General features: G+C 65.9%; 12 protein-coding genes and 1 pseudogene. 10 read left to right on the forward strand and 3 right to left on the reverse strand.

The genetic code is table 11. The features are described 5' to 3' along the window. Window positions 1-2 precede the first annotated feature (2 nt). Window positions 3-1,124 carry an NAD(P)-dependent oxidoreductase gene (locus AC5WS7_RS04495; RefSeq protein WP_495953023.1) on the reverse strand — a complete coding sequence of 374 codons (1,122 nt, stop codon included), beginning with the start codon at window positions 1,122-1,124 and terminating at the stop codon, window positions 3-5. 298 nt (window positions 1,125-1,422) lie between these two features. On the opposite strand from AC5WS7_RS04495, the gene AC5WS7_RS04500 reads away from it, so the two are divergent. The 6 genes from AC5WS7_RS04500 (at window position 1,423) to AC5WS7_RS04525 (ending at window position 8,026) form a co-directional block, all read left to right on the forward strand. Next, window positions 1,423-2,001 carry a TetR/AcrR family transcriptional regulator gene (locus AC5WS7_RS04500; RefSeq protein ID WP_495953024.1) on the forward strand — a complete coding sequence of 193 codons (579 nt, stop codon included), beginning with the start codon at window positions 1,423-1,425 and terminating at the stop codon, window positions 1,999-2,001. Beyond that, window positions 1,998-2,744, forward strand: a complete 747-nt coding sequence (locus AC5WS7_RS04505; RefSeq protein WP_495953025.1) for an SDR family NAD(P)-dependent oxidoreductase — start codon at window positions 1,998-2,000, stop codon at window positions 2,742-2,744. Before AC5WS7_RS04500 ends, AC5WS7_RS04505 begins: the two co-directional genes overlap by 4 nt. Before the next feature lie 14 nt (window positions 2,745-2,758). Beyond that, on the forward strand, window positions 2,759-3,619 hold the full coding sequence (locus tag AC5WS7_RS04510) for an ABC transporter substrate-binding protein (RefSeq protein WP_495953026.1): 861 nt from the start codon (window positions 2,759-2,761) through the stop codon (window positions 3,617-3,619). Between the two features lie 499 nt (window positions 3,620-4,118). Continuing rightward, a complete protein-coding gene (locus AC5WS7_RS04515; RefSeq protein ID WP_495953744.1) occupies window positions 4,119-4,559 on the forward strand; it encodes a VOC family protein in 441 nt (146 codons plus the stop codon). Between the two features lie 372 nt (window positions 4,560-4,931). Next, window positions 4,932-5,675, forward strand: coding sequence for an HAD family hydrolase (locus tag AC5WS7_RS04520; protein ID WP_495953027.1), 744 nt, complete (start codon window positions 4,932-4,934; stop codon window positions 5,673-5,675). Next, window positions 5,672-8,026, forward strand: a complete 2,355-nt coding sequence (locus tag AC5WS7_RS04525) for a glycoside hydrolase family 65 protein (protein ID WP_495953028.1) — start codon at window positions 5,672-5,674, stop codon at window positions 8,024-8,026. Before AC5WS7_RS04520 ends, AC5WS7_RS04525 begins: the two co-directional genes overlap by 4 nt. Before the next feature lie 20 nt (window positions 8,027-8,046). Here AC5WS7_RS04525 and AC5WS7_RS04530 read toward each other — a convergent pair whose 3' ends face one another. Then, entirely contained in the window at window positions 8,047-8,250 is a 204-nt protein-coding gene (locus tag AC5WS7_RS04530; protein ID WP_495953029.1) for a hypothetical protein, read from the reverse strand. 118 nt (window positions 8,251-8,368) lie between these two features. After that, a pseudogene (locus AC5WS7_RS04535) lies at window positions 8,369-9,516 on the reverse strand (NADPH-dependent F420 reductase). A gap of 157 nt (window positions 9,517-9,673) precedes the next feature. Here AC5WS7_RS04535 and AC5WS7_RS04540 point away from each other — a divergent pair. The 4 genes from AC5WS7_RS04540 to AC5WS7_RS04555 all read left to right on the forward strand — a co-directional run bounded on the left by AC5WS7_RS04540 (window position 9,674) and on the right by AC5WS7_RS04555 (window position 12,399). Continuing rightward, window positions 9,674-9,832, forward strand: coding sequence for a DUF1326 domain-containing protein (locus tag AC5WS7_RS04540; protein WP_495953030.1), 159 nt, complete (start codon window positions 9,674-9,676; stop codon window positions 9,830-9,832). Between the two features lie 185 nt (window positions 9,833-10,017). Continuing rightward, window positions 10,018-10,434 carry a DoxX family protein gene (locus AC5WS7_RS04545; RefSeq protein ID WP_495953031.1) on the forward strand — a complete coding sequence of 139 codons (417 nt, stop codon included), beginning with the start codon at window positions 10,018-10,020 and terminating at the stop codon, window positions 10,432-10,434. Between the two features lie 131 nt (window positions 10,435-10,565). Then, entirely contained in the window at window positions 10,566-10,703 is a 138-nt protein-coding gene (locus tag AC5WS7_RS04550; RefSeq protein WP_495953032.1) for a hypothetical protein, read from the forward strand. A gap of 250 nt (window positions 10,704-10,953) precedes the next feature. Beyond that, window positions 10,954-12,399 carry an MFS transporter gene (locus AC5WS7_RS04555; RefSeq protein ID WP_495953745.1) on the forward strand — a complete coding sequence of 482 codons (1,446 nt, stop codon included), beginning with the start codon at window positions 10,954-10,956 and terminating at the stop codon, window positions 12,397-12,399.

Genomic DNA, 12,399 nt, shown 5'->3' on the forward strand with positions numbered 1-12,399 from the left:
GATCAGCTCGCTATCTGGTCGATGTGGTTGTTCGGTTGCTGCTGTTCTGTGCGCAGGGATGCGTACAGGCCGGAGAGGTCGCGGTGGCCGAAGCCGCGCTGTACGGCGTGTTCGATTGCGTCGGAGGCGATTGCCGCCGTCGTCATCCGTGTGCCGAGGTTGTCGGCAGCGGCGCAGGCCAGGCGGAGGTCTTTGCTCATCGCATCGATATCGAACCAGGCGTGTTCGGGCAGATAGAACGCGAGCGGGGCGCGGGTGGCCATGGCAGGAGATCCGATGACACTGTCGGTCATGACATGCGCAGCCTGGACCGGGTCGATACCGGCGCGTTCGGCCAGTAGCAGCGCTTCGCTGAAGGCGAGGATCTGGGTTGTGAGGTTGATATTGATCGCTAGTTTGAGCACCAAAGCCTGGAACTGGGTGCTGACGTAGGTGACCTGCCGGCCGAGCCGGTAGAGCAGCGGTTCGATCGCGGTGACCGCGTCGGATGGGCCGCCGGCCATGATGAGCATGCTGCCGTCGGCTGCAGCCGGCACCGGGCCCGTGACCGGAGCACTGACCATCTGAGCGCCTCGGGCCTCGACCTGCTGGGTGAGTTCGTCGGCCGTGTCGGGTCCGACAGTGCTCATGTCGACGAAGATCTTGCCGGGGCCGAGAGCGGCCAGGACGCCATCCGGGCCTGCGGTGATCGCGTGCAGGGCGGCATCGTCGGTCACCATGCTGAACACGATGTCTGCGGCCTCGGTGACCTGGCGGGGGGTATCGCGCCAGACCATGCCATGCGCGATGAGGTCGGCAGCCTTGGCGGGGGTGCGGTTCGTGCCGTAGAGGGTGTTGCCATCGAGCAGTCGGCGGGCGAGGCGGCTGCCCATCGTGCCGAGACCGACGAAACCGATTGTAGCCATGTGGTTTTCCTTTCCGGATCTGATTTCTATGCCTGGATCCGGTCGAGGTCTTCGGTCGCGATCGATTCCGCGTCCTACTACGGTCCCACCCGAATTCCCATTCGCTCGCGCTGATCGGCTGTATACCGAACCCGACGCGGGTGATCTGCTTGCCGGTGGATCCCAGCTGTTGTGATAACCGAGCGCCTCGGTGGTCGTGACACCTTCGAAACACTGCATCTTCGGATAGCCACAGAAACTATACGACTAGTTTCGTAATTTGCCCAGAGATTGCAGACGGCCATGCATTTGAATGGACAACGAGGTGGCGGTTGTCGTGCCATATACAAGTCTGCCTGTCTCTGAATGGCGATGCCGACCGTGCTTGATCGTGCGGGCGACCCGCCTCGGCTATTCGGCGCACAGATTGTGGGTCAACTCACACACCGCATCTCCAAAGGTTGTGCCTTGACAGTGCAGCGCCGGCGGGCCACCATAGGAAACTATGGAGACGCAATTAGTTTCTTCAGTTTCCGTCGTGCAGCGTGCCGAGGTGATCGTCGACGCGGCCAGCCGGTTGTTCCTCGCGCCGGGGCTCGGGCGGGTCAGCATGGACGATCTCGCCCGTGAGCTCGGGATGAGTAAGAAGACGATCTACCGGCACTTCCCGGACAAGCACAGCCTGATGACCGCAGTGCTGGACCGGTTGTTCGGGGCGGTCGAGCACACGCTGCTCGCCGCGAGCGAAGAGGCCGCAGGCCGGCCGTTCGGTGAGCAGGTGCAGCGGTTCCTGCACGCGACGTGCGGCGAACTCGGGCGCATCGGTGCGGCTCAGCGGGTCACCGGGCGGGGCGATGCGGTGCTGCGCAAGCACGTGGAACAGCAGATGGACGCGGTGATCTACCGACGGCTCGACGAGCTGTTCCAGCACGGGCACCGGCTCGGGTTGCTGTCGGCGCCGCCCGAGCTGCTCAGCGAGATCATCCGCGGTGCGGCGGAGCGGCTGCTGAACTCGCCGTTACCAGGCAGGCTCGACCGCAGCGCGGCCGATCTACTGCGAATCACCGTCGACACGGTTCTGTACGGGGCAGTTCATCAACAGGAGGCTGAATCATGACCAGGGTGGCGTTGGTGACCGGGGCCAGCAGCGGAATCGGCGCGGCGACCGCGCGACTGCTGGCCGACCGCGGAATGCGCGTTGTGGTCAACTACCTGCACAGCGAGCACGCGGCCAAGGATGTCGTGGCCGGGATCGAGGCCGCCGGCGGCGAGGCCATGGCCGTGCAGGCCGACGTACGCGAGGTGGACGCAGTCGACGGCGTGATCGAGCAGATCCGGGCGACCTGGGGCGGCGGCGTCGATGTGCTCGTGCACAACGCGCTCACCCCGTACGTGATCAAGCGGTTCCGCGATATGACGTGGGAGGAGTTGGGCGGCAAGCTCGACGACGAGATGCGGGCGGCGTATGTGGTCACCAAGGCCGTGCTACCCGCTATGACCGACCAGGGCTGGGGGCGCCTCATCTATCTCAGTGCGGGTCCGGGCCGCCGGCCGCGAGAAGGGATGATCGCGTTGGGTACGGCCAAGGCGGCGCTGGCGCAGTTCGCCCGGTTTCTCGCGCAGGAATTGGGTCCCGCGGGTATCACGGTCAACCTCGTCGAGCCGGGCCCGGTGGCCGAGACCAGGATGTCGCACGTCCTTGACGATGAGGTGAAACAGCGGCAGGTGGCCGCCACCCCACTGGGCCGCCTGGCGGTGCCGGCCGATGTCGCCCAGGCGGTGGCGTTCTACGCCGGCGAAGACAACACATTCATGACCGGCACCACCGCCGCTGTCAACGGTGGCATGGCGATGTACTGAAGGAAGGCACGATTATGCACACCATTGATCTGGCTTATGTCGGTCGGGGCCTGCATGAGGAGCTGGTCGCCTTTATCGCGGACCAGGAGGGCTACTACACGGACGAGGGGGTGCACGTCGCGCTGCACGACGGCATCGCCTGGGACGAGGAACGCTTGCGTCGGGGCGCAACCATCGGGCTCGGCCGGGGGCTGCTGTCGCGGCTGACCGGCGGCATCCCGTGGGTCACGCTCAGCGTCAACACGCACCGTCCGCTGTTCTGGTTCCTCGCCCGCCCCGGCCCGACCTCGCTATCGGACTTGGCCGGCCAACGGCTCGCGGTCCACGCGCCTCATACCCCGCCCGGGTGCTTCGCCCGGATCGTGTTGCGCCGGGCGGGCCTGGACCCGGACCGCGACGTGGACTGCATCGTGCGGTCGCCCGGCGACTACGCCATGGACCTGCGCCGGCTGCGCGAGGGCAGCATCGACGCCGCTTACGTCGGCAGCACCATGGCGCCGGAGGCGGTTGCGGCGGAGTACGGGTGGCAGGTACTGGGCTGGGTCGGCGACCACTTCCAGATCCCCACCGTGGGTGTGGCCGTCGACCCCACCTACACCGACCCGGACGACCCCGCGGTACAGGCACTCGTCCGCGCCCACCGGCGCGCCCTGCGGGTGATCCACGAGGATCCCGACACTACGGTTCGGTATATGGGGACGTTCCTCGGCGGCCAGACCGCCGAGGAGGTCCGAGCCCACTACGAGAAGTTCATCGCGCCGTATTACACCACCGACGGCACGGTCGATCCGGTTATCGCCGACAGCGCGATCCCCGCGGTCGCCGCCGAGCTCGGTGTGCCCGCCCGTTTCGATGCGGCCGACTTCTACCGCTGAGCACTCCGTAGCGATCACCATGCGGTGGCCGTGCACCGCGGCGGGGTCACGACGGGGATGAGCATCTCCTGGACCCTTTCCTGACACGCGGAGCCATACTTCCCGGTCCTCCCGGGTACCGGATCGTATCCAGCGCACCGTCTCAGCAACCCGTCACATCACAGGATACGTTCGTGCACACGATCGATCTCGCGTACGTCGGGCGAGGTCCACATGAGGAGTTCGTCACCTACATCGCCGACCAGGAGGAGTAACTACGCCGAGGAAGGCGTCCACGTCGCACTGCGTGACGGCAGCTTCAGATCGACGCTTGTTCGGTCATCCACCACGACGTGTCGAGGTCCGGCATTTGTGATCTCGGCGAGGTCGGATGGTGTGGGACTCGCCGGATAGCGGCTCCGGTCGAGATCGAGCCCGGTGCCCTATCTTTGCGGGGTTCAGATGAATTGCCCGCGCACCCTGATGCGAGCCTGACCAGTGGAGGTGCCAGTTGACCGACGTGTCACAGCCCGGAACCGGAATGGTGTTGGCCCACTTCATCGTGACCGACAATGTGGATCGCTCGCGGCGCTTCTACACCGAAGTCCTCGGCGGCCGGGAGGTGTTCTCCGCAGGCCCTGTCTACGTGGCACTGGCCAACAGTTTCATCATCATCAACACCGGTGGAGGCCCGACCGACGACAAGCCCACGGTCACCCTGGAAACGCCACGCGACCCGGACCGGGTCAGCAGCTTCCTCAATATCCGGGTCGAAGACATCCACGCGGTGTACACCGAATGGAAGGCCCGTGGTGCCCGCTTCCTGACACCGCCCAAGCAGCACCAGTACGAGATCCGTTGCTATCTGCGCGATCCCGACGGTCACATCATCGAGGTCGGGCAAACGACGGACGCGAGCGGGGACTGGACGCCATGGTTGCCGTCGTCCCCGCAGTCATGACGAGCCGGTGTACATCGACGCAGCCCGCGTCGGTGGGGACTACGCCTCAGTGGCGATAGACAGTCAGGTCGTGAGCGGTGACGTCACCGAGCCGGATCCTGAGCATCGCGGCCCCTGCCGGGCATTGCGAGGCGCTCCCCGCCCCGGCGCCGGAACTGCTGGCCTCATCGCCGATATGGCGGCAGCGCCGGTGTGGCTGGACATGGACGCATCCCATCAGTCCATTGCATGGGTAGTGGACATCGACCTGCTCCGAGGTGACGGTCGGCTCCTGTGTCTGCTGCGGTCTGTCGGGTGGCGTCTGTGCGTCGTAGGCTCCAATTGTGCGCCGGCGCCCGCCGCCGGTCGCACTCGTAGAGGCCGGAGGTCCCGATGCCGGATCGGATTTCGTTGCCCTCGACGATTACCGCGTGCCTGTTCGATCTCGATGGGGTGCTGACCCGTACCGCGACCGTGCATGCCGCCGCGTGGAAGCAAGCCTTCGATCCACTGCTCGCGCAGGCGAACGAACCGCAGCGCCCCTTCGATGCGGTCGCCGATTACGACGCTTACGTCGACGGCCGTCCCCGTGAGGACGGTGTGCGCACTTTCCTGGCTTCTCGCGGGATCACCCTGGCCGACGGTGGGCCCGGCGATCCATCGGACGCGCGAACCGTGCATGCGCTGGCCGCGCGCAAGGATGCGTTTTTCCTGCGCTTACTGGCCGAGGATGGTGTGCACGCCTATCCGGAGTCGGTGCGGTTCGTCCGGGCGGTCCGCGCGGCGGGTATGCATCGCGCGGTGGTCTCCTCGAGTGTGCATTGCGCGCAGATATTGTCGGCGGCCGGGATAGCCGATCTGTTCGAGGTGCGCATCGACGGAATCGTCGCTGCCCGGGATCATCTGGTCGGTAAACCGCACCCCGGCACCTACCTGGCCGCCGCGCGGGCGCTTGGCGTGCAGGCGGCCGCCGCGGCCGTGTTCGAAGACGCGTTGGCCGGCATGGATGCCGGGCGCTCGGGCGGGTTCGGCTTCGTCGTCGGCGTCGACCGGGCGGACCAGGCCGAGGCGTTGCGTGCTCATGGCGCTGATGTCGTGGTGACCGAGCTGAGCCAGCTGCTGGAGGTCGTGCCGTGATCACGGATCCGGCGTATGCGTGCGAACCGTGGCGAGTACGGGAGACTCGGCTGCGGCTGGATGTGCTGACGCAGAGTGAATCGGTGTTCGCTTTGTCCAACGGACACCTCGGCTGGCGCGGAAATCTCGACGAAGGCGAACCGCACGGTGTGCCCGGCAGCTACCTCAACGGCTACTACGAGGTGCGTCCGCTGCCGTATGCCGAAAGCGGGTACGGCTATCCGGAATCGGATCAGTCGATCGTGAACGTCACCAACGGCAAGATCATCCGGCTGCTGGTCGACGACGAACCGTTCGACCTGCGTTATGGGCGTCTGCACGCACACCAGCGAATCCTGGATCTGCGCACCGGGCTGTTGTCGCGCGAGGCGGATTGGACCTCGCCGGCAGGGAGGCGGGTTCGTATCCGCACCACCCGGCTCGTCTCGCTGACCCAGCGAGCGGTGGGCGCCATCCGTTACGAGGTCGAACCCGTCGACGGGCCGGCGCGGGTGGTGGTCCAGTCCGAACTGGTCGCCAATGAACCAGTGCCCGCGACCAGTGGCGATCCTCGTGTGGCCGCAGCGCTGGAGGCACCGTTGGTGGCCGAGGAGGACCACGCGCACGGTAACCGCCTGCGGCTGATCCACCGCACCCGCGTCAGTGGACTGCGTGTCGGGGTGGCCGCCCATCACCACGTCCACGCTCCCGTGCATACCGCCACGTCTGTCGAATCGGATCCGGACTTGGCGCGCCTCACCCTGACCTGCGTGCTGGCTGCCGGGCAAGGATTGCGCGTGGACAAGACAGTGGCCTACGGCTGGTCGGGACACCGCTCACTGCCGGCTGTCCGCGATCAGGTCGATGCGGCGTTGGCGGCTGCCGAGGACAGTGGATGGTCCGGACTGGTCGAGGATCAGCGCGGCTTCCTGGACGAGTTCTGGTCGCGGTCCGATGTCGAGGTCGATGGTGATCCACAGTTGCAGCAGGCGGTGCGGTTCGGGCTGTTCCAGGTGCTGCAGGCCGGTGCCCGCGCCGAGGAACGCGGCGTGCCCGCCAAGGGGCTCACCGGCCCCGGATACGACGGCCACAGCTTCTGGGACACCGAGACTTTCGTGCTGCCGCTGATCACCCACACCACACCGCGCGCCGCGCAAGATGTGCTGCGCTGGCGGCATCGCACGCTCCCCGAGGCCCGCGCCCGTGCCGCCCAACTCGGTCTGCGTGGTGCCGCGTTCGCGTGGCGCACGATCGCCGGTGCGGAGTGCTCCGGGTACTGGCCCGCAGGTCTCGCGGCTTTCCATCTCAATGCCGCCATCGCCGATGCGGTCGTCCGCTACGTCCGCGTCGCGGCCGACTCGGACTTCGAATGCGGCGTCGGCGCCGAACTTCTGGTCGAGACGGCCCGACTGTGGGAGTCGCTGGGTTGCCACGGGGTCGACGGTTGTTTCCACATCGATGGGGTCACCGGGCCGGACGAATACAGCGCCATCGCCGACGACAACGTCTACACCAACCTCATGGCTCGGGCGAACCTTCGCGCTGCCGCCGATGTCGCCGAACGTCACCGCCAGGTCGCCGAGCGCCTCGGCGTGGACGACGGCGAACGCGCGCGGTGGCGGGCCGCCGCCGAGGCCATGGCCGTGCCCTATGACGACGATCTGAGGGTCCACCAGCAGGCCGCCGGTTTCACCCGCCAGGCCGTGTGGCCGTTCGACACCACCGGCCCGGACCGATATCCGCTGATGCTGCACTTCCCGTATTTCGACCTCTACCGCAAACAGGTCGTCAAACAAGCCGATCTCGTCCTCGCGATGTATCTGTGCGGTGCGGCGTTCAGCGATGAGGACAAGGCGCGCAATTTCGCCTACTACGAAGCGATCACCGTCCGCGACTCCTCGCTGTCCGCGCCCTGCCAGGCGGTCATCGCCGCCGAAACCGGGCACACCGATCTGGCCTACGACTATCTGCGCGAGACCGCGCTGTTGGATCTGGCGGATCTACAGCACAACACCCGCGATGGTTTGCACATCGCCGCGCTGGCCGGTTCCTGGACCGCGTTGATCGCCGGATTCGGCGGACTGCGTCACGACACCGGCACACTCTGCTTCGCACCGCGCCTGCCCACTCAACTGTCCCGGCTCGCTTTCCGGCTGCACTACCGTCATCGCGCGCTCCACATCGAGATCACCCCGGACAAAGCTCGATATGAGCTCCGGGACGGCCAGCCGCTCACACTCGAACACCACCGCACGCCCTTCACCCTCGCCCTCGGGGACACCGTCACCCACCCCATCCCGCCACCGATCCCCGCACCCCGCCCGCACCAGCCCTCCGGCCGGGAACCCAACCCGCGCAACGACATTGCCTGATCGGGCTGACTCCGCTGGAATTACGTGAAAAGAGCGCGGTTTCGGGCGACGTATTGTTCGATGGTTCGCGGGCTGTGGCCGGTGATGTCCTCGACGGTGTGGGTCATGTGGTGGTAGCGGCCGTCGCGGTGCAGGCGGGCCATCGTGGAAATGTGGTCCTGCGCATGCGCGTCCAGTCCAGCTCTGCTCAGATCGTCCAACCACTGATCGTTGGGCAGCCGCACTCCCGTGACGGGCCGGTACAGGGTGGAGGCGTACTGCTCGGCGAGCCCGTCGATATCCAGCGCTGCCGGGTCCAGTCGTGGTCATCGGCACTCCTTGTCTCCGGATGGGGCAGGTGCATCACGACCGGCCGAGTCGACCGGGAGGATCAGGGACGTCGATCGGCTTCCCTGGAGCAGGAAGTGTTCGGCGTTGAGCGGGCCGTCCAGTTGCATCAGCTGTCCGCTCTCGCAGACCACCGAGATCCAGTGCGGCGAATCCGGATTCGCCCAGGAGGGCGGCCAGGTGGGGTTTCGCCTCGGCATCGTCGCCCGTGTAGAAGTTCGCCTGCCGCCCCTCGGTGTGCCGGCGGTTCGCGGCGATGAACCCGGCGAACATCGTGTTGAGCGCCTTCACGATCCGTGCGCCGGCCAGTTGCTCGGCGACCCGCTCGCTGCGGGTGAGGTCATCGACGTGGTAGCGGCCCTGCCAGGGGTTCGCGGTGGCGAACTGATTCGTCATGTCGACGACGATCGTCCCGGACCAATCGGTCGGGCCGGTCAGATCCGGCAAGACGAAGAACGGCACCGCGAGGAATATCAGATCCGGATGCGTCGCCTCCCGGGCGGTCCCCGTGCGGGACTTGGGCCCAACCGCTCCACTACGGCTCGGAGCGTCTGCGGGCCCTGGCTGTTGCCGATGAGTACCTCATGGCCATGACGGACTGCTTTGTCCGCGACCGCGTGGCCGATATTTCCCGCCCGAGAATGCCGTTCGTGGTATCGAGCATGGAAGCCGACTCCTCCGTCGCATTCGTTCACGTCTCGAGCCGAGGCCGTCGCCCATGCGGCCGCGCAGCGCGTAAGCACCGGTGGTAGTCGTTGCGCCGCAAGGCATGTGGCATTGTCGCTGAATAGTTGCCAATAGCGGCTGATGCTGTTCGGAATTGCGCTTCGAGTGGGTACTATCGATCTTCGTCGCAGCGCTACCCCCGCGGTCGGCAGCCTGGAGTGGATTGTGTGGCATTCCTGGCCGAGAAGGTCGTTGGCATCATTTCCGTGCGGACACGGATATTCCTGGTTCGATTGCCGACGCCCATTTGCGAAGGGAGTTGACCGATCATCACGACCGCGAAATCGTCCGTGCAGAGCGTCACATACGATTTGCTGAGATCGTTTCGCCTGACCACGATCTTCGGTGATCCAGGGTCGACGAGGAGACGTTTCTCGAGAACTTCCGGACGATTTCACGTATGTCCTGGGGCTGCAGGAAGCGTCCATCATCGCCATTCGTGGCGTCGCCGCAATTATCACCGCACGAGCCGCGGAATTCGGCGTCGTCGGCACTACCTGTGAGAACGGGAGAATTCGGTGGCTGACCGATGGATGGTTCGCGGTAAGGAGTTCGCGAATTGCCTCTGCGACTGGGGGTGTCCGTGTCGGTTCGGTGCAAACCTACAGGCGCTGCGCGGAGTTGATGTGCGGCCACATCGAGGAGGTAAACTTCAACGACACGAATCTCGGCGGTCTGGATTGGGCGGTGCTCATGCCCTGGCCGGGTGAGGTTAGCCGAGGGCAACGGCACGCAGCAGTTGTCATCGGCTAACGGGCGGATCCGGCTCAGCGAGAAGGACTGCGGAAAATCCTTATCGGTGAGTCGAGTCCACCGCCCCTTTCGGCGATATCGGCGGAGAGTTCGCGGGCGCCGCGATGATCCCGGTCGGCGCGTCGAGTCTTGCCCTGTGAGCCGCGTGCCTGCCCTCGTCGCACAGGTCGGTAAGGAGCGCAATCATGAATGTAGTGGTACTCATCGGACGGATCCTGTTCGCCCTGCTGTTCCTCGGCTCCGCGTTCGGGCACTTCGCCCAGCGCGGGCAGATGGCGGAATACGCCCGGGACAAGGGAATCCCTGCTCCCGGCTTGTCGGTACTCGCCTCAGGCTTGCTGCTGCTCGTGGGCGCGCTGAGTGTGCTGTTGGGTGTGTGGGCCGATCTGGGCTCGCTGTTGCTGACCGTTTTCCTCGTGCCGACCGCGGTGCTCATGCACGCCTTCTGGAAGGAAACCGATCCAGGGGTCAAGCAGCAGGAGATGATCCACTTCAACAAGGACATCGGGCTGGCGGGAGCTGCCCTGATGCTGTTCGCGTTCTTCTCTCACGTCGGCGGCGACCTCGGACTGACCCTCACCGGACCGCTGTTCCACATCTGAGCCGCTGGAACAGATCCACGCCCAGCGCATCGCGATGCTCACCGGCACCGATATCGCGGCGGCCGGAGATGGCCGGTGATCTGTCCACGCTGAAATCCGCTGCTGTTCAAGATGATCGGTGAGCATCGCCGTTGATCGGTCATCACTTCGACACCTCGGTCGAGGTCCGGCCGCAGGAGGCACGAGCGGTCGCCGCCCAGGACCGCGACGGTGCGGTCCCGCTGCTGGCAAGGCTGCGCGAGCGGTTCTCCGGCATCGCACTGACCTGAGCCCATCGCCACCATCATGACCATGACGCAGCCTCACTCGAGCATGACCGGGTTCCCGGACGCTAGCTCTGATTCCCTCTGAGTGGCGGTCTCGACAGTAAGAGGGCAGGTCAACAGGCCTTTCCTAGTTAGTGAGTGTACTCACTTGACAGGGCGAGAGGCGCTGACAAGACTGAGTGAGTAAACTCACTCAGCAGGAGAGGACGCGGGTATGCGTGCGGCTTTGGGACAAGAGTCCGGGCGGCGGTTGGTGCTGCGGTCCAGGCTGGGGGTTGCGATTTTGGTGCTCTTGTGTACTGTTCAGTTTCTGGACATTGTGGACTCGGCGATCGTGAACGTCGCGCTGCCGTCCATCCAGCACAGTTTGCATTTCACACAGCAGAATCTGCAATGGGTGGCCAGTGGCTACATCTTGACTTATGGCGGCTTTCTGCTGCTCGGTGGCCGTCTGGGCGATCTACTCGGCCGACGGCGCATGCTGTTCGCGGGTCTGGTGGTATTCGCTTCAGCGTCATTGACGGCTGGACTGACCGACAGTGCCGGGCTGTTGATCGCGGCGCGGCTTGTGCAGGGACTCGGGGCGGCTTTCATGGCTCCCGCGGCGCTGTCCGAACTCACGACGAGTTTCCGCGAGGGCAAGGATCGGGACACGGCGCTCGGGGTGTGGGGCGGCATCAGCGGCGTGGCCGCGGCGGCGGGTGTGTTCCTCGGGGGAGTCATCTCCCAAGGGCCGGGCTGGCGGTGGGTGTTCTTCGTGAACCCGCCAATCTGCGTCGCGGTAATCGCTTGTGCCGTGATGCTTCTGGCAGACGGCCGGCCCAGCCGGGCCGGGCGGGCGGCATTCGATGCGCAGGGTGCGGTGCTGGTGACCGGCGGCATGCTGCTGTTGGTGTACGGACTGGTGCGTGCGCCGGTCGTGGGCTGGGGATCGCTTTCCACCGTCCTGTGCTTGGGCGGATCGGCCGCTGTGCTCGTCGCGTTCGCGCTCAACGAGGTGCGCACCCGCGATCCGCTGGTGCCCGCGGCCGTTCTCCGGGTGAAAGGGCTGGTCGCAGCGGATCTGACGCAGCTGATCGCGTTCGCCGGGTTCTTCTCGCTGCTTTTCTACGCCACCCTCTACATGCAGGAGATCCTGCACTACTCGCCGATCCGGGCCGGAGCCGCCTACCTTCCGATCACCGCAGGGTTCGCCATCGCCGGAGGCGTTGCGTCGCAACTGATCACGCGCGTGGGCACCCGCTGGGTGATGATCGTGGGCTGCCTGCTCGCCGGGGCAGGCATCTACTACGTGTCCAGGGTGCCGATGCACGGTTCGTATATCGGAGATCTGCTGCCGGGATTTCTCGTGATGTCGTTGGGGGCGGGGCCGGTGTTCGTCGCTGTCACTGCTGCGGCCAACGCGGGCGTGCCGCCGGACAAGGCCGGGCTGGCGGCGGCATTGCTGAACTCGTTCCAGCAGGTCGGCAGCGCGTTCGGCCTCGCAGTCCTGTCCGCTGTCGCCATCACCCGCACCAACGACCTGATCGCCGCCGGCGCGTCCACCGCCGTGGCCGCCGATTCCGGCTACCATCGGGCGCTGTTCGTCGGGGCTATCCTGATGGCGGTCGCGGCCCTGATCGCCCTGCGCTCCGGCAATACGCGTATGCGGGCCCCGCTGGTAATGGTCGACGCCGGAGCGTCGTATCCTGTTGAGTGA

The sequence above is a fragment of the Nocardia sp. PLKS1-43 genome, from assembly GCF_059510335.1.

Coding starts and splice junctions, on each gene's coding strand:
- AC5WS7_RS04495 (WP_495953023.1), bottom strand. CDS start 1,124: ATGCAGTGTTTCGAAGGTGTCACGACCACCGAGGCGCTCGGTTATCAC.
- AC5WS7_RS04505 (WP_495953025.1), top strand. CDS start 1,998: ATGACCAGGGTGGCGTTGGTGACCGGGGCCAGCAGCGGAATCGGCGCG.
- AC5WS7_RS04510 (WP_495953026.1), top strand. CDS start 2,759: ATGCACACCATTGATCTGGCTTATGTCGGTCGGGGCCTGCATGAGGAG.
- AC5WS7_RS04520 (WP_495953027.1), top strand. CDS start 4,932: ATGCCGGATCGGATTTCGTTGCCCTCGACGATTACCGCGTGCCTGTTC.
- AC5WS7_RS04545 (WP_495953031.1), top strand. CDS start 10,018: ATGAATGTAGTGGTACTCATCGGACGGATCCTGTTCGCCCTGCTGTTC.